General features: G+C 72.0%; 21 protein-coding genes. 12 read left to right on the forward strand and 9 right to left on the reverse strand.

What is annotated here, in order from left to right; genetic code table 11:
* The first annotated feature begins 26 nt into the window (after positions 1–26).
* Both fmt and AB0N81_RS28535 read left to right on the forward strand, forming a co-directional pair.
* Positions 27–971 carry a methionyl-tRNA formyltransferase gene (gene fmt / locus AB0N81_RS28530; protein WP_365363203.1) on the forward strand — a complete coding sequence of 315 codons (945 nt, stop codon included), beginning with the start codon at positions 27–29 and terminating at the stop codon, positions 969–971.
* 34 nt (positions 972–1,005) lie between these two features.
* Positions 1,006–2,469: a transcription antitermination factor NusB gene (locus AB0N81_RS28535; protein ID WP_365363205.1), complete on the forward strand. Its 1,464-nt coding sequence runs from the start codon at positions 1,006–1,008 to the stop codon at positions 2,467–2,469.
* Here AB0N81_RS28535 and AB0N81_RS28540 read toward each other — a convergent pair.
* Entirely contained in the window at positions 2,450–4,621 is a 2,172-nt protein-coding gene (locus AB0N81_RS28540; RefSeq protein ID WP_365363208.1) for an MMPL family transporter, read from the reverse strand. The two genes, AB0N81_RS28535 and AB0N81_RS28540, sit on opposite strands and share 20 nt — an antisense overlap.
* A 134-nt stretch (positions 4,622–4,755) precedes the next feature.
* On the opposite strand from AB0N81_RS28540, the gene rpe reads away from it, so the two are divergent.
* From rpe to AB0N81_RS28575, 7 genes are all read left to right on the forward strand, one after another.
* Positions 4,756–5,442, forward strand: a complete 687-nt coding sequence (gene rpe, locus AB0N81_RS28545) for a ribulose-phosphate 3-epimerase (RefSeq protein ID WP_365363210.1) — start codon at positions 4,756–4,758, stop codon at positions 5,440–5,442.
* A 78-nt stretch (positions 5,443–5,520) separates the two neighbouring features.
* Positions 5,521–6,573 (forward strand): sugar-binding domain-containing protein, encoded by a 1,053-nt coding sequence (locus AB0N81_RS28550; RefSeq protein WP_365363213.1) that lies wholly within the window; start codon positions 5,521–5,523, stop codon positions 6,571–6,573.
* Between the two features lie 75 nt (positions 6,574–6,648).
* Positions 6,649–7,038 (forward strand): ribonuclease domain-containing protein, encoded by a 390-nt coding sequence (locus AB0N81_RS28555; RefSeq protein ID WP_365363215.1) that lies wholly within the window; start codon positions 6,649–6,651, stop codon positions 7,036–7,038.
* Positions 7,038–7,430 carry a barstar family protein gene (locus AB0N81_RS28560; RefSeq protein ID WP_365363218.1) on the forward strand — a complete coding sequence of 131 codons (393 nt, stop codon included), beginning with the start codon at positions 7,038–7,040 and terminating at the stop codon, positions 7,428–7,430. Before AB0N81_RS28555 ends, AB0N81_RS28560 begins: the two co-directional genes overlap by 1 nt.
* 174 nt (positions 7,431–7,604) lie before the next feature.
* Entirely contained in the window at positions 7,605–9,047 is a 1,443-nt protein-coding gene (locus tag AB0N81_RS28565) for a GuaB1 family IMP dehydrogenase-related protein (RefSeq protein WP_365363221.1), read from the forward strand.
* A gap of 309 nt (positions 9,048–9,356) precedes the next feature.
* Entirely contained in the window at positions 9,357–10,826 is a 1,470-nt protein-coding gene (locus AB0N81_RS28570; protein ID WP_365363223.1) for an amino acid permease, read from the forward strand.
* Positions 10,827–10,836: 10 nt separating this feature from the next.
* On the forward strand, positions 10,837–11,292 hold the full coding sequence (locus tag AB0N81_RS28575; RefSeq protein WP_268770070.1) for an Lrp/AsnC family transcriptional regulator: 456 nt from the start codon (positions 10,837–10,839) through the stop codon (positions 11,290–11,292).
* A gap of 15 nt (positions 11,293–11,307) precedes the next feature.
* On the opposite strand, the gene AB0N81_RS28580 is transcribed toward AB0N81_RS28575, so the two are convergent.
* On the reverse strand, positions 11,308–11,913 hold the full coding sequence (locus AB0N81_RS28580; protein ID WP_365363370.1) for a Repetin: 606 nt from the start codon (positions 11,911–11,913) through the stop codon (positions 11,308–11,310).
* A gap of 445 nt (positions 11,914–12,358) precedes the next feature.
* On the opposite strand from AB0N81_RS28580, the gene AB0N81_RS28585 reads away from it, so the two are divergent.
* Entirely contained in the window at positions 12,359–13,147 is a 789-nt protein-coding gene (locus AB0N81_RS28585; RefSeq protein WP_365363372.1) for a carbon-nitrogen hydrolase family protein, read from the forward strand.
* Positions 13,148–13,218: 71 nt separating this feature from the next.
* On the forward strand, positions 13,219–14,913 hold the full coding sequence (locus tag AB0N81_RS28590; protein WP_365363225.1) for an NAD(P)/FAD-dependent oxidoreductase: 1,695 nt from the start codon (positions 13,219–13,221) through the stop codon (positions 14,911–14,913).
* A gap of 92 nt (positions 14,914–15,005) precedes the next feature.
* Here the strand turns inward: AB0N81_RS28590 and AB0N81_RS28595 are convergent, their stop codons facing one another.
* The 5 genes from AB0N81_RS28595 to AB0N81_RS28615 form a co-directional block, all read right to left on the reverse strand.
* Positions 15,006–15,938 (reverse strand): LLM class F420-dependent oxidoreductase, encoded by a 933-nt coding sequence (locus AB0N81_RS28595; RefSeq protein WP_365363227.1) that lies wholly within the window; start codon positions 15,936–15,938, stop codon positions 15,006–15,008.
* Positions 15,939–15,986: 48 nt separating this feature from the next.
* Positions 15,987–16,691, reverse strand: a complete 705-nt coding sequence (locus AB0N81_RS28600; protein ID WP_365363228.1) for a DUF5995 family protein — start codon at positions 16,689–16,691, stop codon at positions 15,987–15,989.
* A 35-nt stretch (positions 16,692–16,726) separates the two neighbouring features.
* Positions 16,727–17,929, reverse strand: a complete 1,203-nt coding sequence (locus tag AB0N81_RS28605; protein WP_365363230.1) for a Cmx/CmrA family chloramphenicol efflux MFS transporter — start codon at positions 17,927–17,929, stop codon at positions 16,727–16,729.
* A gap of 195 nt (positions 17,930–18,124) precedes the next feature.
* Entirely contained in the window at positions 18,125–19,519 is a 1,395-nt protein-coding gene (locus AB0N81_RS28610; RefSeq protein ID WP_365363232.1) for a solute carrier family 23 protein, read from the reverse strand.
* Between the two features lie 77 nt (positions 19,520–19,596).
* On the reverse strand, positions 19,597–20,808 hold the full coding sequence (locus tag AB0N81_RS28615; RefSeq protein WP_365363234.1) for an MFS transporter: 1,212 nt from the start codon (positions 20,806–20,808) through the stop codon (positions 19,597–19,599).
* Positions 20,809–20,906: 98 nt separating this feature from the next.
* Between AB0N81_RS28615 and AB0N81_RS28620 the strand changes: the two genes are divergently transcribed.
* Positions 20,907–22,076, forward strand: coding sequence for an ROK family transcriptional regulator (locus AB0N81_RS28620; protein WP_365363236.1), 1,170 nt, complete (start codon positions 20,907–20,909; stop codon positions 22,074–22,076).
* A gap of 34 nt (positions 22,077–22,110) precedes the next feature.
* Here AB0N81_RS28620 and AB0N81_RS28625 read toward each other — a convergent pair whose 3' ends face one another.
* Both AB0N81_RS28625 and AB0N81_RS28630 read right to left on the reverse strand, forming a co-directional pair.
* A complete protein-coding gene (locus AB0N81_RS28625) occupies positions 22,111–22,866 on the reverse strand; it encodes an NAD(P)H-binding protein (RefSeq protein ID WP_365363238.1) in 756 nt (251 codons plus the stop codon).
* 38 nt (positions 22,867–22,904) lie between these two features.
* A complete protein-coding gene (locus tag AB0N81_RS28630) occupies positions 22,905–23,795 on the reverse strand; it encodes an RNA polymerase sigma-70 factor (protein ID WP_365363240.1) in 891 nt (296 codons plus the stop codon).
* Positions 23,796–23,817: the final 22 nt, after the last annotated feature.

Genomic DNA, 23,817 nt, shown 5'->3' on the forward strand with positions numbered 1-23,817 from the left:
GACCCAGAGATCCGAGGTACCCACCAGTGAAGCTCGTCTTCGCAGGCACTCCCGAGGTCGCCGTCCCCGCCCTGGACGCCCTGATCGCTTCCGACCGGCACGAGGTGGCCGCCGTCGTCACCCGCCCGGACGCGCCCGCCGGCCGGGGCCGCAGGCTCGTGGCGAGCCCGGTCGCGGAGCGCGCGGAGGAGGCGGGCATCGAGGTGCTCAAGCCCGCGAAGCCGCGTGACGAGGAGTTCCTGGCACGGCTGCGGGAGATCGGCCCCGACTGCTGCCCCGTCGTCGCCTACGGCGCGCTGCTGCCCAAGGCCGCCCTCGACATCCCGGCCCGCGGCTGGGTCAACCTGCACTTCTCCCTGCTGCCCGCCTGGCGCGGCGCCGCCCCGGTGCAGCACGCGGTGATGGCGGGCGACGAGATCACCGGTGCCTCCACCTTCCTGATCGAGCAGGGGCTCGACTCCGGTCCGGTGTACGGGACGGTCACCGAGGAGGTGCGGCCGACCGACACCAGCGGCGACCTGCTGACGCGCCTCGCCTTCGCGGGCTCGGGGCTGCTGGTCGCGACGATGGACGGCATCGAGGACGGCAGCCTGAAGGCGGTGCCGCAGCCCGCCGACGGCGTCACCCTCGCCCCGAAGATCACGGTCGAGGACGCGGAGGTCGACTGGGCGGCGCCCGCGCTGCGGGTGGACCGGGTCGTGCGCGGCTGCACGCCGGCGCCCGGCGCCTGGACCGTGTTCCGCGGCGAGCGGCTGAAGATCATCCAGGCCGCGCCGGTCCAGGACCGCACGGATCTCGCGCCCGGTGAGCTCTCGGCCGCCAAGAACAACGTGTACGTCGGTTCCGGGTCGCACGCCGTCGAGCTGCTCTGGGTCCAGCCGCAGGGCAAGAAGCCGATGCGCGGCGCGGACTGGGCACGCGGGGTGCGGATCGCCTCCGGCGAGCGGGTCGGCGCGGGCGACGTAGGCTAGGTGGGTTCGACCCACACCAGCAGCGGAGCACCTTGTGAACGACCAGCCGAACCGGCAACCCCAAAAGCCGGCAGGCAAGCCGGGCAAGTCCGGCAAGCCCGGGAAGCCCTACCGCCGCCCGCAGAAGGACCCCGTCCGCATCCTCGCCTTCGAGGCGTTGAGGGCCGTGGACGAGCGCGACGCGTACGCGAACCTCGTCCTGCCGCCCCTGCTGCGCAAGGCCAGGGAGAAGAACGAGGGCTTCGACACGCGGGACGCGGCGCTCGCCACCGAGCTGGTCTACGGGACACTGCGCCGCCAGGGGACGTACGACGCGGTCGTGGCGGCCTGCATCGACCGGCCGCTGCGCGAGGTCGACCCGCCCGTCCTCGACGTGCTCAACCTCGGCGTCCACCAGCTGCTCGGCACGCGCATCCCGACGCACGCCGCCGTCTCCGCCTCGGTGGAACTGGCGCGCGTCGTGCTCGGCGACGGGCGCGCCAAGTTCGTCAACGCCGTGCTGCGCAAGGTCGCGCAGCACGATCTCGACGGCTGGGTGGAGAAGGTCGCGCCGCCCTACGAGGAGGATGCCGAGGACCACCTCGCCGTCGTCCACTCGCACCCCCGCTGGGTCGTCTCGGCGCTGTGGGACGCGCTCGGCGGCGGCCGCGCCGGCATCGAGGACCTGCTGGAGGCGGACAACGAACGCCCCGAGGTGACGCTCGTGGCGCGGCCCGGCCGCACCACCGCCGAGGACCTCCTCGACTCCGTCGGCGAGGACTCCGCGCTGCCCGGGCGCTGGTCGCCGTATGCCGTGCGGCTCAGCGAGGGCGGCGAACCGGGCTCCCTGGAGGCGGTGCGCGAGGGGCGCGCGGGCGTCCAGGACGAGGGCAGCCAGCTGGTCGCGCTCGCGCTCGCGAACGCGCCGGTCGACGGCTCCGACGAGAAGTGGCTCGACGGCTGCGCGGGCCCCGGCGGCAAGGCGGCCATGCTCGCAGGGCTCGCCGCCCAGCGGGGCGCCACGCTCCTCGCCTCCGAGAAGCAGCCGCACCGGGCCGGTCTCGTCGCGCAGGCGCTCGACGGCAACCCCGGCCCCTACCAGGTCATCGCGGCCGACGGCACCCGCCCGCCGTGGCGTCCCGGCACCTTCGACCGCGTCCTGATGGACGTCCCCTGCACGGGTCTCGGCGCGCTGCGCCGCCGCCCCGAGGCCCGCTGGCGCCGCCGCCCGCAGGACCTGGACGGCTTCGCCCCGCTCCAGCGCGGTCTGCTGCGCACGGCGTTGGAGTCGGTGCGGGTCGGCGGAGTCGTCGGGTACGCCACGTGCTCGCCGCACCTCGCCGAGACGCGGGCCGTCGTCGACGACGTGCTCAAGCAGACCGGCGGCGCCGAACTGATCGACGCGCGGCCGCTGTTGCCGGGCGTCCCGGCGCTCGGTGACGGCCCCGACGTACAGCTGTGGCCGCATCTGCACGGGACGGACGCGATGTATCTGGCGCTCATTCGCCGGACGGCCTGACCGCCTCCGCCTCCGTCCGGTCCGGTGGTTCCGTGCGGTCCGGTTCGGGCCGCCGCGCCAGCGCGTGCGGCCACCACACCTTCGGCCCCACGTCCAGGAACAGCGACGTGACCAGGACCGAACGTACGACGAAGGTGTCGAGCAGGACGCCGAGGGCCACCGCGAAGCCGATCTCGGCGAACGCCACCATCGGGAGCGTGCCGAGCGCGGCGAACGTGCCCGCGAGGACCAGGCCGGCCGAGGTGATCACCGCGCCCGTCGCGGCGAGCCCCGTCAGGACGCCCGCGCGGGTGCCCTGGCGGCCCGCCTCCTCGCGGATGCGGGTCGACAGGAAGATGTTGTAGTCGATGCCGAGTGCCACCAGGAACACGAAGACGAAGAGCGGGAAGTCGGTCGGCTCGCCCGCGTAGTCGAAGAGGTGGCGGAAGGCGAGCGCGCTCAGGCCGAGCGCGGCGGCGAAGGACAGGACCACCGTGCCGATCAGGAGGAACGGGGCGATCACCGCGCGCAGCAGCACGGCGAGGATCAGCAGGACCACGACCAGGACCAGCGGGATGATCAGCTTGTTGTCGTGGGCGGTGGCGCGGTCCATGTCGAGCAGGGCCGCCGTGCCGCCGCCCACCTGCGCTTCGGCGTCGGGGACGGCGTGGACGGCGGCACGCACCCGTTCCACGGTCCGCTTGGCGGCCGGGCTGTCGGGCGGGTCGCTCACCGTCGCCTCGAACAGCACCTTGCCGTCGTGCTCGGCCTTCGTCCCCGGTGGCCGCACGACGCCGTCGGGCACCACGCCCCGGGTGTCCCGGACGGCCCGGGCCACGTCGTCGGCGCGCGCCGTGTCCGCCACGATGACCAGCGGGTCGCCGGAGCCCGCGGGGAAGTACTCCGCCTGCACCTCCTGGCCGGTGATCGAGTCCGGTTTGTCGGTGAACGCGTCGGCGTTGCTGAGCCCCTCCGCCCGCAGTTGCAGCAGGCCGAGCGAGAGCAGGGCGAGGGCCGCCGCCGTGACGCCCCAGATCAGCCGCGGGCGGCGGTCGATGCGCCGGCCCGTGCGGGCCCACAGGCCGCGCTCGGTCGGCTCGGGGGAGCCGACGTGCGGGATCAGCGGCCAGAAGAACCACCGGCCGAAGATGACGAGGAGGGCGGGGAAGAGCGACAGCATCGCCAGGAGGCCCACCGTGACCCCGATCGCGGCGACCGGGCCGAGCCCGCTCGTCGAGTTCATCTCGGCGGCGAGCAGCACCAGCATGCTCAGGACGACGGTCGCGCCCGACGCGAGGACCGCGGGTCCTGCCCGGTGCAGGGCGAGCGCCATCGCCTCGTGCCGGTCGTCGTGGCGGCGCAGTTCTTCGCGATAGCGAGCGACCAGAAGCAGTGCGTAGTCCGTCCCCGCGCCGAACACGAGCACGGTCAGAATGCCCGCGCTCTGGCCGTTGACGGTGAGGTCCGCGTGCTCGGCGAGCAGATAGATGACGGCCTGGGCCGTGAACAGCGCGGTGATCACGGCGAGCAGCGGGGCGAGGAGCAGCGTCGGGCTGCGGTAGGTGAACAGCAGGATCACGACGACGATGCCCGCCGCCGAGAGCAGCAGCGTCGAGTCGATGCCCTCGAACGCCTCGGCGGAGTCCGCGGCCGTTCCGCCTGGTCCGGCGATGTGCACGGCCAGACCGTCGCCGCCGTCGCCCACCCGCTCCCTGATGGCGTCGACGGCGGGCCCGATGCGCTCCCAGCCCTCCGCGTCCATGGTGATCGGGACGAACACCTGGGCCGCCTCGGCGCCCGGCTTCTTGTCGTAGAGGGGGCCGCGGGTCTCGTCGCCGCGGATGCCGTGCTCGCGCAGCGCCTCGGCCTGTCGTACGTCCTCGGAGATCCGTGCGCGGTCCGCCGCGGTGAGGCCGCCTTCGCGGGCGTACACGACGATGGCGGGGACCACCTCGGGCCTGAACTCGGCGGAGATGTCCAGGACTTGGGTCGACTCCGCGGAACCGGGCAGCCAGGACTCCGCGTCGTTCTCCTGGGCGCCGGTGAGCTTCTGGGCGAGGGGCGCGGCGACGATCAGTAACGCCAGCCAGAACAGCACCACCAGCCACTTGGTGCGCCGTCCGCACACCAGCCACGCGACCCCGCGCCGATTCCGTCGCCGTACGTCCGCCATGGCTTCCCCCCGCTTGCCGTGCGCGGTGCCGCTGGACCGTCCAGCATGGCACTCGGCATGCCGGCGCGGGAGCCGCTGTGCCCATGCGGTGGACTGCGGTCAGCGCCGCGCGCCGGGCATGGCAGGCTTGGGGCATGGCCGTGCAGATCAACCCCAGCATCCTGTCCGCGGACTTCGCCCGTCTTGCCGAGGAGGCAAAGGCGGTGGAGGGCGCCGACTGGCTCCACGTCGACGTGATGGACAACCACTTCGTCCCGAACCTCACCCTCGGGGTGCCGGTCGTAGAGTCCCTGGCCCGTGCGACGGACACGCCTCTGGACTGCCATCTGATGATCGAGGACCCCGATCGGTGGGCGCCGCAGTACGTCGAGGCGGGGGCCGGATCGGTCACGTTCCACGCCGAGGCCGCCGCCGCGCCGGTCCGTCTCGCGCGTGAGATCCGCGCCAAGGGTGCCCGCGCCTCGATGGCGCTGAAGCCCGCGACGCCCATCGAGCCGTACGAGGACCTGCTCCCCGAGCTCGACATGCTGCTGATCATGACGGTCGAGCCGGGCTTCGGTGGCCAGGCGTTCCTGGACATCATGCTGCCGAAGATCCGCCGTACCCGTGAGCTCATCGCCAAGCACGGTCTGGAGATGTGGCTGCAGGTCGACGGCGGTGTCTCGGCCGAGACCATCGAGCGCTGCGCCGAGGCCGGCGCCGATGTCTTCGTCGCGGGCTCGGCCGTCTACGGCGCCAAGGATCCGGCAGAAGCGGTACGTTCATTGCGCACCCAAGCCCAGGCAAAGACCGCGTCAAGCGGCTGGGCGTGCGACCACTGAGCCAAGGGAACGTGAACGCAGTCCTTCAGGGCTGATCAGCTAGGCCGGATCTGCAAGGATGAACGGCGAACCCAGTTTGTGAACAGCAGTGAGGAGAGCGCCGTGTCGGCCATGTCGGCGGGTCGGTCAGCCATGCGGATGGGACCCGCGGAGCTGGTGCAGGCGGCGGCCATGGCCCGCCGCTTCTACCTCGAGGGCAAGTCCAAGATCCAGATCGCCGAGGAGTTCGGCGTCAGCCGCTTCAAGGTGGCCCGGGTCCTGGAGACCGCCCTCGAGCGGGATCTCGTGCGCATCGAGATCCGGGTCCCAGCGGAACTGGACGCCGAGCGCTCGGACGCGCTGCGCGCCCGCTACGGCCTGCGGCACGCCGTCGTCGTGGAGTCCCCGGCGCCGACCGACGAGATCGAGGACTCGCCCGACCCCGAGAACCTCGGCGAGGTCGCGGCGGACCTGCTCGGCGAGCTCGTCAACGAGGGCGATGTCCTCGGGCTCGCCTGGGGCCGCTCCACGATCCACATGGCGGCCGCGCTCGACCAGCTGCCGCCGTGCACGGTCGTGCAGCTGACGGGCGTGTACGACGCCGGGACCGCGGAGCGCGGCTCGGTCGAGGCCGTCCGGCGCGCCGCCCAGGTGTCCGGCGGCGAGGCCCACCCCATCTACGCGCCGATGCTGCTGCCCGACCCCGCCACCGCGGCGGCGCTGCGCAACCAGACAGGCATCGCCCGCGCCTTCGAGTACTTCGACAAGGTCACGGTCGCCTGCGTCTCCATCGGCTCCTGGGAGCCGGGCATCTCCACCGTCCACGACATGCTCAGCGACGAGGAGCGGGCGCACTACGCGTCACTGGGAGTCGCCGCCGAGATGTCCGCGCACCTGTTCGACGCCGAGGGGCGTCGGGTCGGGCGGGATCTCGGGGAGCGGTGCATCACCGTCGAGGCGGACCGGCTTCGGCGCATTCCCGAGGTCGTCGCCATCGCGGGCGGGCAGCGGAAGGCTGCCGCCATCGACGCGGTGCTGCGGTCCGGACTCGTCACCAGCCTGGTGACGGACACGGCTGCCGCTGACCAGTTGCTCGTCGCCGGGTCTGCGCCCCGGCCCGCGCTGAACCGGTCGGACCCGGACGGTAGCTGAGTCCCTGCGGGTAGTGGGGGGCTGGTCGCGCAGTTCCCCGCGCCCCTGACAGGGCGCTATGGCAAGGTCTGACGCATGGTGACCCGGTTTGTTCCTCGTGTGCTGGGGGCGGTGCTGGTCTGTCTCGCCGTGCTGGTGAGCGGATGTTCGTCCGATGCCGGGAGGGATGCCCCCGCCTGGGCCCGTGGCATGGCCACTGTCCAGGCGGACCGGCTGCCCGCCGAGGCGCGAAAGACGCTGCGCCTCATCGACGACGGGGGCCCCTTCCCGTACGAGAAGGACGGCACCGTCTTCGGGAACTTCGAGCGGGAACTGCCCCGGCAGAAACGCGGCTACTACCACGAATACACCGTCCGAACGCCCGGCGAGCGTGACCGCGGGGCCCGGCGGATCGTCACCGGCAGCCACGACGAGGTCTACTACACCGACGACCACTACGCGTCCTTCAAGGCGGTGCTGAGGTAATGGCCCACGACATCGGCGGGAATCCGCTCGCACCCGTGCTGGAGGCCGCCCGCGGCGCCGGCTGGACCACCGCGACGCTCTCCCTGGCGGGGGTGACGGACAAGGCCGCCTTCATGGAACGCTGCGCCCGCGGCCTCGGCCTGCCCGACTGGTTCGGGCGCAACTGGGACGCCCTCGCCGACTGCCTCACCGATCTGTCGTGGGCGCCCGCCTCGCGCGGACGGCTGCTCGTCGTCTCCGGGTGGCAGGAGTACGCGCGGGCGGCGCCGGGGGAGTGGCGGATCGCGCAGGAGGTGTTCTCCTCGGCGGTCGAGCACTGGCGCGAGGAGGGGACCGGTCTGGAGATCGTCCTCTCGCTCGGGCCCGTCGCCACGGAGCGCGACGGGTCCTGAACCCGCTGTTCCGCTTCGGTGCCGCTCTTGGACGTTCCGACCACCGCCCCCGCACACCGCCTGGGTGATCGTCCCAGGCGGCACAACCCCTCCGGCATGGGAGAATGAAGTACGTGCTTTTCCCTCGGCCTAACTGTCCGGGGGCCACCTCTGATCGACTGGGATGAGCAGCACGTGCGCTTCCTCAATGACATCCAGCCTGCGTACGACCTGACGTACGACGACGTCTTCATGGTCCCGAGGCGCTCCGCCGTCGGATCCCGCCAGGGCGTGGACCTCTCGTCGCCCGACGGCACCGGCACGACGATCCCGCTGGTCGTCGCCAACATGACCGCGATCGCCGGCCGCCGCATGGCCGAGACCGTCGCCCGCCGCGGCGGCCTCGTCGTCATCCCCCAGGACATCCCGATGGAGGTCGTCACCGACGTCATCTCCTGGGTCAAGACGCGCCACCACGTCCTGGACACCCCGATCGTCCTGGCCCCCACGCAGACCGTCGCGGACGCGCTGGCCCTGCTGCCCAAGCGCGCGCACAACGCCGGGGTCGTCGTCGACGCCGACCAGAAGCCCGTCGGTGTCGTCACGGACACCGACCTGAGCGGCGTCGACCGCTTCACGCAGCTCTCCGAGGTCATGTCCAGGGACCTGCTGCTCCTGGACGCCGACATCGAGCCGCGCGACGCCTTCAACAAGCTGGACCACGCCAACCGCCGGTACGCCCCCGCCGTGGACAAGGACGGCCGCCTCGCGGGCATCCTCACCCGCACGGGCGCCCTGCGCGCGACGCTCTACACCCCGGCCGTCGACGCAAACGGCGGGCTGCGCATCGCGGCCGCCGTCGGCATCAACGGCGACGTGGCGGGCAAGGCCAAGCAGCTCCTCGACGCGGGCGTCGACACGCTCGTCGTGGACACCGCGCACGGTCACCAGGAGTCGATGATCGCCGCGGTGAAGGCCGTGCGGGCGCTCGACCCGCAGGTGCCGATCGTGGCGGGCAACATCGTGGCCGCCGAGGGCGTGCGCGACCTCATCGAGGCAGGCGCCGACATCATCAAGGTGGGTGTCGGTCCCGGCGCCATGTGCACCACGCGCATGATGACCGGCGTCGGCCGCCCGCAGTTCTCCGCGGTGCTCGAATGCGCCGCCGAGGCCAAGAAGTTCGGCAAGCACGTCTGGGCCGACGGCGGTGTCCGGCACCCCCGCGACGTCGCCATGGCGCTCGCCGCGGGCGCCTCGAACGTCATGGTCGGCTCCTGGTTCGCGGGGACGTACGAGTCGCCGGGCGACCTCCAGCAGGACGCCAACGGCCGCCTGTACAAGGAGTCGTTCGGCATGGCTTCGGCGCGTGCGGTGCGCAACCGCACCAGCGAGGAGTCGGCGTACGACCGCGCCCGCAAGGCGCTCTTCGAGGAGGGCATCTCGACCTCCCGCATGTTCCTCGACCCGACCCGGCCGGGTGTCGAGGACCTGATCGACTCGATCATCGCGGGTGTCCGCTCCTCCTGCACGTACGCGGGCGCGGCCTCCCTGGAGGAGTTCGCCGAGAGGGCCACGGTCGGCGTCCAGAGCGCCGCCGGATACGCCGAGGGCAAGCCGCTGCACGCCAGCTGGAGCTAGGCACTCCCCTGTCCGATATCCGACAAAGGCCCCCGCGGAGTCTCCGCGGGGGCCTTTGTCGTGGCCGGCCGAAACCCCGTAACGCAACGGACGAAACGGACGGCGCAACGAAGACACGTATATGACGGAAGTGCGCAATGATCATCCGTCGGTACGCAAGGTTGCTGCATTACGGTCGGGAACCACGGACTCTAGAGTCAGGCGCTGTACGTGGTGTGGCGGGGACTGCCTGCTCGGTGGTTCCCGTCGCCAAGCGCGGGTGCCGCAGGTCCTCGCCGCCCTGACCGGCAGCGATGAAGGAGCCAGCGCGTGCTCGACCAAGGCGCACCCCCGCAGAACCGCCCTAGCCCCCCGGGCGCTCCCGGCCTCGGCAGCCGGCTCATGCGCCGCAAGCCGGTCGAAGCCCTGGTCGAGGAGGGTGGCCAGGGTGAGGGAGGCTCACTCAGGCGCTCCCTCGGCATGTGGCAGCTGACCATGATCAGCATCGGCGCCACCCTCGGCACCGGCATCTTCGTCGTCCTCGGCGAGAGCGTCCCCAAGGCCGGACCCGCCGTCACCATCTCCTTCGTGATCGCCGGACTCACCGCGCTCTTCTCGGCCCTCTCGTACGCCGAACTGGCGGGCACCATCCCGGTCGCCGGCTCCTCCTACTCGTACGCGTACGCAACGATGGGTGAACTCATCGCCTGGGTCTGCGGCTGGTGCCTGGTCCTGGAGTACGGCGTGTCCGTGGCCGCCGTCGCGGTCGGCTGGGGCGAGTACCTCAACGAACTGCTCGACGGCACGATCGGCGTCACCATCCCCGACGCGCTCTCCGCGGCGCCCGGCGAGGTCGACGGCGCCATCATCAACCTGCCCGGCCTCATCGTCGTGCTGCTCGCCATGGTGTTCCTGCTCGGCGGCGCCAAGGAGTCGGCGACGGCCAACACGATCATGGTCATCGTGAAGATCGCCGCGCTCGTGCTCTTCTGCACCATCGGCTTCATGGGCTTCAAGTCCGGCAACTACTCGGACTTCATGCCGCTCGGCACGGCCGGCGTCAGCGCCGCCGCCGCGAGCCTCTTCTTCTCGTACATCGGCTTCGACGCCGCGTCCACCGCCGGTGAGGAGGCGAAGAACCCGCAGCGCGACCTGCCCCGCGCGATCATGCTGTCCCTCGTCATCGTCACGGCGCTCTACGTCCTGGTCGCCGCCGTCGCCGTCGGCGCCTGGAACTGGAAGGACTTCGAGGGCTCCGAGGCCACGCTCGCCGCGATCATGAACGACGTCAGCGGCCAGAGCTTCTGGGGCACGACGCTCGCCGCGGGCGCCGTCATCTCCATCGCGTCCGTCGTGCTCACCGTGCTGTACGGCCAGACCCGCGTCCTGTTCGCCATGTCCCGCGACGGCCTCGTCCCCAAGGTCTTCGGCAAGGTCAGCAAGAAGACGGGCACGCCCCGCGTGAACACGGTCATCGTGTCGCTGTTCTGCGGAGCGCTCGCCTCCGTCATCCCGCTCGGCAAGCTCGTCGACGCCACCAGCATCGGCACGCTCTTCGCCTTCGGTCTGGTCAACATCGCCGTCATCGTGCTGCGCAGGACCCGCCCGGACATGCCGCGCACCTTCCGGGTGCCGCTCGGCTGGCTCTTCCCGGTGCTCGGCTTCGGCTTCTGCGCGTACAACATGTTCAGCCTCGACTCCCCGACCTGGACGGTCTTCGGTGTCTGGATGGCCGTCGGCCTCGTGTTCTACTTCCTGTACGGCATGAGCCGCTCCCGATTGGCCACAGCAGAGAAGTGATCCACCCCCCGTGCGACTGAACGATCTCGACGAACGCATCGTGCACGCCCTCGCCGAGGACGCCCGCCGCTCCTACGCCGACATCGGCCAGCTGGTCGGGCTCTCCGCGCCCGCCGTGAAGCGGCGCGTCGACCGGCTGCGGGCCACCGGAGCCATCACCGGCTTCACGGTCCGCGTGGACCCGGCGGCCCTCGGCTGGGAGACCGAGGGGTTCATCGAGATCTACTGTCGCCGCAACACCTCGCCCGAGGCGATCCAGCGCGGCCTCGAGCGGTACCCGGAGATCTCGTCCGCGTCCACCGTCACCGGTGACGCGGACGCGATCGTCCAGGTCTTCGCCGCGGACATGCGGCACTTCGAGCGGGTCCTGGAGCGGATCGCGGGGGAGCCCTTCGTGGAGCGGACGAAGTCCGTGCTGGTGCTCTCGCCGCTGATGCGCCGCTTCTCCTCGGGCTCGCCTGCCTAGGGCCCTGGTCGGGTCCTAGTTCCGGTCCGGTCCGGCCTGGTTCTGTGCGCCAGGGGCGTCCTGCGGCTCCGGGTACGGGACCTTCCACGGGACGACGTGGAAGTCGCCCGTGCCCTTCCTGACCTTCTCATACGGTGCCGAGCTCGCGCACTTGGCCAGGGTGTCCGGCTGCCCCTGCGTGGCGCCGTAGGCCGCCCAGCTGTACCCCACCCGGTCCTGCCCGCCCCGGTCGTCGACGGTGAAGCCGACCCGCTTGCCCTTGATCTCCTCGAAATTGGTGTCGGTGATGACGCCGGTGGCGGTGGCCACCTTGCCGCCCGTCATCAGGCAGTCGATGCGCCCCTTCGCCCAGCCGCCCTCGCCGCCCGGCTTCTCCAGGTGGACGAAGCGGAAGGTGCCGGTCGCCTTCGAGGGGTCCTTGATGTCCTCGGCCGCCAGATGCGCGTCGAACGTGAACGTCACGTCCTCGGCCGTCTTGCGGTACATCTTCGCCGAGCCGGTGAGCGCGGCGGCCTCCCGCTTCTTCGCCTGTTCGACGCCGTGCGGCACGGCGGCCGACGTGCGCGGGCGCGCCGTGTCCTCGCCGGCCGCGATGGCCACGCCCGCCGCCCCGGCGGTCATGAGGAGCGCGGCGCCCACCGCCAGGACGCGGCGGCGGTCGAGGACGCGGTCGATGGTCGTACGGCTCACGGGAAGCCTCCGTCTACGAAATGTCTCACCCGGTCTCTCCGGGTGCCCTCACGCTCTCGCGGAGCGGGGGTCCGGCACGTCCGGCCACGGGCGGCACTCCGCTTCCGCCGTGCGGCGGGGCCCGCGCCCGCGCCCTGCGCCTCCAGGCGGACACCCACCGATACCCCCGGCGCACAGCCGCCGGGCGAGACGTAGGTCACCAGAGGCCGCCGGCGCGTGGTGTCGCGCAACGAATCGCCGCTCCAGGCCCACCACGCGCAACGGATCGCGCAGCTGCCCGCAACGGACGCGCCTTGTCCCGGCAAGGCCGCCGACCGTACCGTCTAACGGACCCCACCTGCCCCTTCGTACGCCCTGAGGATCAGCCATGCCTGCGCTGCGCACCGCCCTGCTCCAGAGCTCCGGGCAGCTCGGATCCGTCGCCGAGAACCTCGCGGCGCTTGACGACGCCGCGGGCCGCGCCGCCGCGGCGGGCGCCGGTCTGCTGATCGCACCCGAACTGTTCCTGACCGGATACGCGATCGGTGACGGCATCGCCCGGCTCGCCGAGCCCGCGGGCGGCGAGTCCGCGAAGGCCCTCGCCGAGACCGCGGCGCGCCACGGGGTCGGCATCGCGTACGGCTACCCGGAGCGCGCGGGCGACCTCGTCTTCAACTCCGTCCAGCTCATCGGCCCGGACGGGGCGCGCCTCGCGAACTATCGCAAGACCCACCTCTTCGGCGGCTTCGAGCGCGACTCCTTCACCCCCGGCGAGCAGGCCGTCGTACAGGCCGAGCTGGGTGGCGTACGCGTCGGCCTCATGATCTGCTACGACGTGGAGTTCCCGGAGAACGTCCGCGCGCACGCCCTCGCAGGCACCGACCTCCTGGTCGTGCCCACCGCGCAGATGCACCCCTTCCAGTTCGTCGCCGAGTCCGTCGTGCCGGTGCGGGCCTTCGAGAACCAGATGTACGTCGCGTACGTGAACCGGGTCGGCCCCGAGGGAGAGTTCGAGTTCGTCGGGCTCTCCACGCTGGCCGGGCCCGACGGCGTGGCCCGCGCCCGCGCCGGCCGCGGCGACGAACTGGTCCTCGGCGACGTCGACCCGGAGTTCCTGAGCTCCTCCCGCGAGAACAACCCGTACCTGCGCGACCGCCGCCCCGGCCTCTACGAGTCCCTCGTCTGACCCTCGCCCGAGCCCGCGGCCGAGCCCCCCTCACACCTGCCTTTCAGTTCCGTGCAAGGAGTCCGTACCCCATGACGTCCACGGTGCCCACCGCCATCCAGCACACCGACGCGCAGCCGCCGATCACCATGTTCGGCCCGGACTTCCCCTACGCCTACGACGACTTCCTGGCCCACCCGGCGGGCCTGGGCCAGATACCCGCGACCGAGCACGGCACCGAGGTCGCCGTCATCGGTGGCGGGCTCTCCGGCATCGTCGCCGCGTACGAGCTGATGAAGATGGGCCTCAAGCCCGTCGTCTACGAGGCCGACCAGATCGGCGGCCGGCTGCGTACCGTCGGCTTCGAGGGCTGTGACGCCGACCTCACCGCCGAGATGGGCGCGATGCGCTTCCCGCCGTCCTCCACGGCGCTGCAGCACTACATCGACCTGGTGGGCCTGGAGACGAGGGCGTTCCCCAACCCGCTCGCCGAGACGACCCCTTCGACGGTCGTCGACCTCAAGGGCGAGTCGCACTACGCCGAGACCGTCGCCGACCTGCCGCAGGTCTACCGCGACGTGGCGAAGGCGTGGAACGACTGCCTCGAAGAGGGCGCGGACTTCTCCGACATGAACCGCGCCCTGCGCGAGCGCGACGTGCCGAAGATCCGTGAGATCTGGTCGAAGCTCGTCGAGAAGCTCGACAACCAGACGTTCTACGGGTTCCTCTGCGACTCGGAGGCGTTCAAGTCCTTCCGGCACCGTGAGATCTTCGGCCAGGTCGGCTTCGGCACCGGCGGCTGGGACACCGACTTCCCGAACTCCATCCTGGAGATCCTGCGCGTCGTCTACACCGAGGCCGACGACCACCACCGCGGCATCGTCGGCGGCAGCCAGCAGCTGCCGCTGCGCCTGTGGGAGCGCGAGCCGCAGAAGATCGTGCACTGGGAGCCGGGTACGTCCCTCTCCTCGCTGCACGAGGGCGGCGCGCCCAAGCCCGCCGTGACCCGCCTCCACCGCACCGCCGGCAACCGCGTCACGGTCACGGACGCCTCCGGCGACATCCGCACGTACCGGTCGGCGATCTTCACCGCCCAGTCGTGGATGCTGCTCTCGAAGATCGAGTGCGACGACTCGCTCTTCCCCATCGACCACTGGACGGCGATGGAGCGGACCCATTACATGGAGTCGTCGAAGCTCTTCGTGCCGGTGGATCGGCCGTTCTGGCTGGACAAGGATGAAGAAACAGGGCGGGACGTCATGTCTATGACGCTCACCGACCGGATGACGCGCGGCACGTATCTGCTCGACGACGGGCCGGACAAGCCCGCCGTCATCTGCCTCTCCTACACCTGGTGCGACGACAGCTTGAAGTGGCTGCCGCTGTCGGCGAACGAGCGCATGGAGGTCATGCTCAAGTCGCTCGGCGAGATCTACCCGAAGGTCGACATCCGGAAGCACATCATCGGCAACCCGGTGACCGTGTCCTGGGAGAACGAGCCCTACTTCATGGGTGCCTTCAAGGCGAACCTGCCGGGCCACTACCGCTACCAGCGGCGGCTGTTCACCCACTTCATGCAGGACACGCTTCCCGAGGACAAGCGGGGCATCTTCCTCGCCGGTGACGACATCTCCTGGACGGCCGGGTGGGCCGAGGGCGCGATCCAGACGGCGCTCAACGCGGTGTGGGGCGTGATGCACCACTTCGGCGGGTCCACCGATGCGAGCAACCCGGGTCCGGGTGACGTGTACGACGAGATCGCTCCCGTCGAGCTGCCGGAGGACTGAGCGCCGTTTCCGTGGGGCGCGTGGGAGTCTGCTGGGCCGTTGTGGCTGGTCGCGCAGTTCCCCGCGCCCCCAGGGCATGCCCCGGGCGTGCCCTACACCCCGGCCGCCCGTGCCGCCTCGTACACCTGCGCCGCCACGTCCTTCAGCTCCGCCGCGTCCCGCGTGCTCCCCGCCAGTTCGACGAGGATCTCCTCCACCGCGCCGGTCTCCGCGTGGGCCGCCAGGTCTTCGACGATCTGCGCGACATTCCCCCGGAAGGGTGCGCGCTTCTCGCCCTCGTACGGCTTGACCGTGTACCGGGCGTTGGCCCGCAGGACGCTTCGCACCGGTTTCGTGCGGCCCCGCTCGGCCGCCAGTTCCTTCAGCGCCCGGGCCTGTTCGGTCAGTTTCCCGGCGCCGGAGGCCACCGGCATCCAGCCGTCGGCACGGTCCACCAGCCTGCGCAGCGCGCGCGGGCTGTTGGCGGGCAGCAGGATCGGGATCGGCCTGGCGGGCTTGGGGCCCACCACGGACGGCGCGATGGTGGTCAGCTCCCCTTCGTACGCCACCGGGTCCGGGCCCCAGACCGCGTGGCAGACGTCGATCAGTTCGTCCAGGACCTTGCCGCGCCGCTCGAAGGGGGCGACCGAGGCGGCCGCGTACTCGTCGTGGGACCAGCCCGTGCCGAAGCCCGCGACGACCCGGCCGCCGCTCGCCGCGTCCAACGAGGCCAGCGAGCGGGCCAGTTGGAACGGGACGTGCAGCGGGGCGACGAGCACGCTGGTGCCGAGACGGGCGCGCTCCGTGGCCGCGGCGGCGAGCGTCAGGGTGACCAGCGGATCGGCGACCGAGCGGTACGTGTCGGGCCAGGGCAGGCCCGGGACCCCGTACAGCCCCTGGGTGGCGGGCTCGGGGTAGAGGACGCGCTCGTAGACCCAGAGGCTTTCGTAACCGATGTCCTCGGCGGCCCGGGCGACCGCGGGGACGTCGCGTCCGATGGCGTACTGCCGGCCCTGCGGGAGGCCCAGTCCGAGTCGGATCGCCATGCGGGTGCTCCTTCGCGTCGAGGTCAGTCAATTCAACGTACATCGACCTCAGTCCGGAAGAGGCGTGAGCAGAATCCGCCCCACCAGACCCACCGCCCCGTCGAGCCGCTCCCCGAACTCCTCGGCGACGGCGGGCAGTTCCCGCAGCGCCCACAGGGCCCGCGCCGACGCCCACGCGCCCTCCCGGGCCCGCTCCAGGCTCCAGGAACCGACCAGATGCGTCAGCGGGTCGCCGACCTGGAGCAGGTCGGGTCCTGGCATCAGCTCCTCGCGGATGCGCTCCTCCAGCGAGCCGAGGACGTCACCGACCCGGTCGAACTCGTCCTCCAGATCGGCCGGTTCACAGCCGAGCGCACGGCAGCTGTCCACGAGGGCGAACGCCAGATCGTGCCCGATGTGCGCGTTGATGCCCGCGAGCGCGAACTGCAGCGGCAGCACGCCCGGATGGCGGCGGTACTGGAACAGCGGGCGCCAGCAGGCGGGCGGGCGGCGCCCGTCGGCCGCCGCGTCGACGGCCGACAGATAGCGCCCGGCGAAGCGGACGGCCAGCGTGCCGGCGGCACGGGCGTCGGGGAACGCGCCGCCGCCGAGGTGCCGGCCGACCTCCTCGGTCACCGAGAGGTAGACGCGGTTGAAGACGGCGACCCCGTCGCGCGGCGGCAGGCCGCCGCCGAGCGCACGCATCCGTGCCGCCACGGCGTCGACTCCGTAGGCCGGGGCCCTGAATTCCGCGAACCGCTCCAACTGCGCCATGCGGGCAGGGTCCCAGCCCCGGGCGCGCCCGGGGCTCAGCGCACCGGCCGCTTCCCCGAAACGAGGGAACGGCCGCCGAGCGGGGCACGCCGAGCCCGTCGGCCGAGGCCGGCCGCCACACCGCCCGTGACCAGGGCGGCCGCCACCAGGAGCGCGCTGAGCCAGAGGGGCGAGCGGTAGCCGAGCCCCGCGGAGATCGCGAGGCCGCCGAGCCACGGGCCGAGCGCGGCGCCCACGTTGAACGCGGCCGTGGCGAACCCGCCCGACAGGTGGGGCGCGTCGACCGCCGCGTACAACGCCTGCGAGATGAGGGTGGACCCGACGCCGAACGACAGCGCCCCCTGGACGAGGACGAGCACGACAGCCGCCACCGGGTTCGCGGCGGTCACCGCGAACAGGACCCAGCCGGCGAGCAGCGCGAGCGAGCCGCACACCAGAGCCGGCACGGGCCGCACGTCGGCGAAGCGGCCGGCCGCGCCGACGCCCACGAAGGAGCCGATGCCGAAGAGCGCCAGCACCACGGGGACCCAGCCGGAGCCGAGGCCGGTGACCTGGGTGACCAGCGGTGCGAGGTAGGTGAACGTGCAGAACGTCGCGCCGTTGACCAGCGCGCCGAGCAGCAGCGTCACCAGGAGCCGCGGACCGCGCAGCGCACGCAGCTCACCGAGCGCGCTCGGACCCGAGGTGTCCGGCGCCCCCGCGGGAACGGCCCGCGCGATGGCGAGGACGGCGGGCAGGGAGAGCAGCGCCACGGCCCAGAACGCCGAGCGCCACCCCCACACCTCGCCGAGCAGCGCGCCAGCGGGCACGCCCGCGACACAGGCGACGGTCACGCCGCCGAGCAGCGCGGACGTGGCGCGGCCCTTGGCGTCGGGCCCGACCATGCTCGTGGCCGTGACCAGGGCGACGGCGAGGAACCCGGCGTTGGCGAGGGCGCCGACGACGCGAGACGCGAGCAGTACCGCGAAGCTCGTGGTGAGCGCGCCGACGACATGGACGAGCAGGAAGGTGACGAGGAAGGCCAGGAGCGCGCTCCGACGCGAGAAGCGACGGCTCAGGACGGCCATCAGCGGCGCGCCGACGATCATTCCCACGGCGAACGCAGAGGTCAGATGGCCCGCGGCCGGGATGGGGACGGCCAGGTCCCTGGCGATGTCGGAGACCAGGCCGGACAGCATGAACTCGGAGGTGCCTTGGGCGAAAACGGCGAGCCCGAGGAGGTAGAGGGCAAAGGGCACAGCGAAACTCCGCAACCACAGTGTGGATCGAAACGATCAGGACACGGGGAGCGGTGATCCGGCGGCGATGGTGCCGGGGGCGCGTCAGCGCGGCAGCACGAGAAGCCACCGGACGACCGGTGGCCGGAGTTTTGATGCCTCGGGGCTCGACATGGTGCGCACCCTAGTCAGCGGGTGCGCACCGCGTCGAACGGATTAACGCCGCTCGCTCGTCCCGCCCTCTTCGCCGTACGCCGACGTGCCCGAATCCAGCAGCGGTTCCTGGGACTTGAGGTGCGCGGGGGCGAAGGCGCGCAGTACGTGATAGCCGGTGATGACGACGATCGTGCCGAGCGCGATGCCGCTCAGCTCGAAGTTGTCGCTGATCTTCAGGGACACGCCGCCGACGCCGATGATGATGCCCGCCGCGGCCGGTACGAGGTTCAGCGGATTGCGCAGGTCAACCTTGGCGTTGATCCAGATCTGGGCGCCGAGCAGGCCGATCATGCCGTACAGGATGACGGTGATGCCGCCGAGCACGCCGCCCGGGATGGCGGCCACGACCGCGCCGAACTTGGGGCAGAGCCCGAAGAGCAGGGCGAAGCAGGCCGCCGCCCAGTACGCGGCCGTGGAGTAGACGCGGGTCGCGGCCATCACGCCGATGTTCTCGGAGTACGTCGTGTTGGGCGGGCCGCCGACCGCGGTGGAGAGCATGGAGGCGGCGCCGTCGGCGGAGATCGCTGTGCCGAGCTTGTCGTCGAGGTTGTCGCCGGTCATCTCGCCGACGGCTTTCACGTGGCCCGCGTTCTCCGCGACGAGCGCGATGACGACGGGCAGCGCCACGAGAATCGCCGACCACTCGAAGCTCGGCGCGTGGAAGGACGGCAGACCGACCCAGTCGGCCTGGCCCACGGCGGACAGGTCCAGCCGCCAGTGGTCGACGACCTTGCCCGAGGCGTCCGCCGAGTGGACCTTGCCGAAGATCCGGTCGAAGGCCCAGGAGATGCCGTACCCGAAGAGCAGGCCGAGGAAGATCGCGATGCGCGACCAGAAGCCGCGCAGGCACACCACGGCGAGGCCGGTGAACAGCATCACCAGCAGCGCCGTCCACTGGTCCTGCGGCCAGTACGTCGACGCCGTGACCGGCGCGAGGTTGAAGCCGATCAGCATGACGACCGCGCCCGTCACGATCGGCGGCATCGCGGCATGGATGATCCGCGCCCCGAACCTCTGCACCGCGAGGCCCACCAGGAACAGCGCGGCGCCGACGACGAAGACCGCGCCGGTCACCGTCGCGCTGGAGCCCCCTTGCGCACGGATGACGGCGGCGACACCCACGAAGGAGAGCGAGCAGCCCAGGTAGCTGGGCACGCGGCCGCGGGTGGCGAGCAGGAAGATGGCGGTCGCGACGCCCGACATCATGATGGCCAGATTCGGATCAAGACCCATGAGGACGGGCGCCACGAAGGACGCCCCGAACATCGCCACCACGTGCTGCGCGCCGAGCCCGAAGGTCCGCGGCCACGAGAGCCGCTCGTCGGGCCGTACGACCGCTCCCGGTGCGGGGGTGCGTCCGTCGCCGTGAAGTTTCCAGCGCACGCCGAGGTCCATGGTGAGTGCCGCTTTCTGTGCGCCGAGCCGGGCCGCGTGGAGTGGCCCGAAATGATCGACGCCATGTTAATGCGAGGTCAGGACCTCGGTCCGGGCGCCGCCGCGTCCGTCGGCGCGGCCTGGGCCGCCCTGCGGCCGCCCGTGCGCAGCACGCCCGCGAAGGCCACGAGGCCGCAGGCGAGCAGCGTCACCAGGCCGAAGGAGGTCACGAGGCTCGTCGCGTCCGCCAGCGTGCCGATCGCCGAGGGGGCGACCAGGCCCGAGGTGTACGTGATGGTGGCGACACCCGCGATGGCCTGACTCGGGTTCGGGCCGCTGCGCCCGGCGGCGGCGAAGGCGAGCGGCACCACGACCGCGATGCCGAGGCCGAGCAGCGCGAAGCCGCCCATGGCCATGACGGGGTGGGAGGCGAGCACCACGAGCAGTCCGCCGAGCACCGCGAGGAAGCCGCCCGCACGCACCGTGCGCACCGCGCCGAACCGGTCGACCACGGCATCGCCCGCGAGCCGCGCGATCGCCATGGTGAGCGTGAAGCCCGTGGTCGACGCGGCGGCGACACCGGCCGACGTGTCCAGGACGTCCCGCAGATAGACCGCCGACCAGTCCAGGCTCGCGCCCTCGGCGAACACCGCGCAGAAGCCGACGGCGCCGATGAGCAGCGCCGACCTGGGCGGCAGCGAGAACCGCGGCGGCGCCTCCTCCTCCGGTTCCGCCTGTACGTCGAGCACGCCCTGGCACGCCACGATGCCGAGCAGGGTGAGCGTCGCGGCGGCGAGGGCGTGGTGCAGGCGGGCGTCCGAGCCCAGGTGGGCGGCGACCGTGCCACCCGCGGAGCCGATCAGGGCGCCGACGCTCCACATGCCGTGCAGGCCCGACATGATCGACTTCCGCATGCGGGTCTCGGTCTCGACACCGAGGGCGTTCATCACCACGTCGGACATGCCCGAGGAGGCGCCGTACACGAAGAGCGCCAGACAGAGCGTGAGCAGGTTCGGCGCCAGCGACGGCAGGATCAGCGCGAGCGTCCATATGGCGAGGAGGCCCCGCAGTGAGGTCCGGGCGCCGAAGCGATGGCTGATCCGGCTCGCGAGAGGCATCGCGACGGAGGCGCCGATCGCGGGGAAGGCGAGCGCGAGGCCGAGCATGCCGGCGCTGACCCCGGCGTGCTCCTGGATCCAGGGCACCCGGGTCGCGAAGGATCCCGCGACCGCGCCGTGCACGCAGAAGACGGCCGCCACGGCGATCCGCGCCCGCTTCAACCGGCGTTTGTCGTAGACCACTTCACTCATCTCGTTCCGCCCCTCCCGAGTGCTGCACCGATACGGCGACGTAAACTATCAGGAACCCTGCCTGATAAATAGAAGACTTCCTGTGGGAGGATCCGGACATGCCTGTCTCGCCCGCCTCACCGAGTACCGCCCGGGCCATCAACGACCGGCTCGCCCTGGGGCTCCTGCAGAGCGAAGGGCCCCTGACCGCGAACCAGTTGAAGCAGCTCACCGGCCTGTCGAGGCCCTCGGTGGCCGACCTCGTCGAGCGGCTCCAGGGCTCCGGGCTCATCACCGTCGTCGGGGAGGCGGGTGCCCAGCGGCGCGGCCCGAATGCCCGGCTCTACGGCATAGTCGCCGACCGGGCCCACCTCGCCGCCCTCGACGTGCGCACCGACAGCGTCTCCGTCGTCGTGACCGATCTGCTCGGCGCGGTCCTCGCCGAGACCTCCGCGCCCGTCGACGGCGACACGGAGGCCGCCCTCGAACGGGCCCTCGACCTCGTCGGGCACACGGCGCGCGAGGGCGGCGTCCAGCGGCTGCACACCATCGGCATCGGCGCCCCCGGCCTCATCGACCCCGCCACCGGCGACCTGCACGACACGACCTCGCTGCCCGCCTGGCACCGCCGCCTCGCCGGCGCCCTGCACGGACGGCTCGGCGCCCGCGTCCTCGTGGAGAACGAGACCAACCTCGCGGCCCGCGCCGAACGCAGGGACGGCGCCGCGCACGACCGGGACACCTTCGTGCTGCTCTGGCTCGGCGACGGCGTCGGCGCCGCCGTCGTGCTCGACGGTGTGCTGCGCAGGGGCGCGTCGGGCGGCGCGGGGGAGATCGGCTTCCTGCCGGTGCCCCGCACGGGCTCCCTGCCCTCGGCCACCGGCTGCGAGGGCGGCTTCCACTCGCTGGCCTGCGCCGCCGCGCTGTGCGAACTCGGCGCGGAACACGGCCTGCTGCGGCCCGGCATGGCCGCCGCCGACGTGGTGCGGCAGGCGGTCGAGACCGGCGAGGACGCCTTCCTGGACGCCGTCGCCGACCGCGTCGCCGTCGGCGCGGCCGCGACGGCCGCGATCCTCGACCCCGGCTGTGTCGTCCTGGGCGGCGAGGTGGGCCGGGCGGGCGGCACCGTGCTCGCCGCCCGCGTCGCGGACCGGGTCACCGCCATGTCGCCGCTGCGCACCGAGGTCCGCGCGGGCACGCTCGGCGGCGCCGCGGTGCTGCGGGGCGCGCTGCTCGCCGCGCGCGACGCGGCGCAGGACGAGCTGTTCGGGCCGCCGGCCGGTCACTGAGGCCCGGACGTCGAGCGCCCGCGCCCGGGGCCCGCTACTTCGCGGTCGGCTGCTTGCCCGACCGCACCGCCAGATAGTCCTCGAACGTGACCTTGCCGACGGCTCGTCCGGGCGTCAGATGACCGCCCGCGCGGGCGGATTGGTACGCCCGCCCCGCGAGCGGCACCGGCAGCAGCGTGCGCCGCTTGCCGCTCGCCCGAAGGTAGGCACGGGCCAGGTCGGGGACGGTGCGCACCTCGGGGCCTCCCATGTCGTCGACCCGCCCCGCAGGCGGCGCGGCCGCCAGTTCCGCAAGCCGGCCCGCCACTTCGGCGACCTCGATCGGCTGATCGCTGAGCCCCGAGGGCAGCAGCATGACGGGGAGCTTCGCCGATGCCTCCAGTATGCGCAGCACCAGATCGTGGAACTGCGTGGCGCGAAGCACGGTCCAGCCGAGCCCGGACTCCTCGATCATCCGCTCCACGGTGAGCTTCGTCTTGTAGTAGCCGAGCGGCACGCGGTCGATGCCGACGATCGAGATGTAGACCAGGTGCGCCACACCGGCCTCGCGCGCCGCCGCGATCAGGTTCTCGGCGGCCTGCTCGTCACCGCCGCGCGGCGAGCTCGCGCAGTGCACGATCACGTCCACGCCGGCCACCGCCGCGTCCAGGCCGGTGCCCTCGCGCAGATCGACGGCGTACGGCCGGGTGCGGCGGCTGAGCACCCGCACCTCGTGACCGTCCGTCCGCAGCCGCTCGGTCACGAGGCGGCCGAGGGTTCCCGTACCGCCGGTCACCAGGATCGTGCTCATCACCAGGCTCCTCAGTCGTCAGGCAGCGGCCAAAGCCGTCAGGCGGCGGCCAACTGGCGCTCCACGAACACCAGCTTGTCCGGATTGACAACTGACCGTACCCCGGTGATCGTCCCGTCACGCCCTTCGAGGGAGGCGACGGCGGTGAGTCGCCCCGCCGCGTGTATGACCAGCGCGGGCGCGCCATTGACCTCGGCGTACGACAACTCCGCGGCGGCGAGGTTCGTCATGATGTCGACCAGGAACCGCACGACGTTGTCGCGGCCGAGAATGGGCGTGCGGGCCGCGGTGACCTTGCCCCCGCCGTCGCCCCACCACGTCACGTCCCTGGCCAGCATCTTCTCCAGGCCCGCGACATCGCCCTCACGGGCCGCGGCGATGAACGACTCCACGAACGTCTGCCGCAGCTCCTGCCCCGGCTCGAAGCGGGACCGCGCGTCGGCGACCGCGCGGGCCGCCCTGCGGTACAGCTGGCGGCAGTTGGCCTCGCTGGCGTCCAGGACGCGGGCGATCTCCCGGTGGCTGTACGCGAACGCCTCCCGCAGCACGTACACGGCACGCTCCCTGGGCGTGAGCCGCTCAAGGAGGACGAGCAGCGCCATGGACACGGCGTCCCGCTGCTCCGCGGACTCCAGCGGCCCCAGCGCGTTGCCGGAGGTGATCACGGGCTCCGGCAGCCAGGTCCCCACGTACTGCTCGCGACGGGCGCGGGCGGAGGTCAGCCTGGTCAGACAGAGGTTCGTGACGGTCTTGGCGAGCCAGGCGGCGGGTTGCGCGATGTCCTCGCGCCGCATGCCGTTCCAGCGGAGGTACGCGTCCTGCACGGCGTCCTCGGCCTCCTGCGCGGAGCCGAGTATGCGGTAGGCCAGGCCGAACATCCGGGGACGGTGGGACTCGAACTCCTCGGCAAGTGCCGCTGCGGTGCTCACGCCCACAGGGTGCCAAATCCCA

The organism is Streptomyces sp. NPDC093510 (assembly GCF_040683555.1).
Lineage (GTDB): Bacteria > Actinomycetota > Actinomycetes > Streptomycetales > Streptomycetaceae > Streptomyces.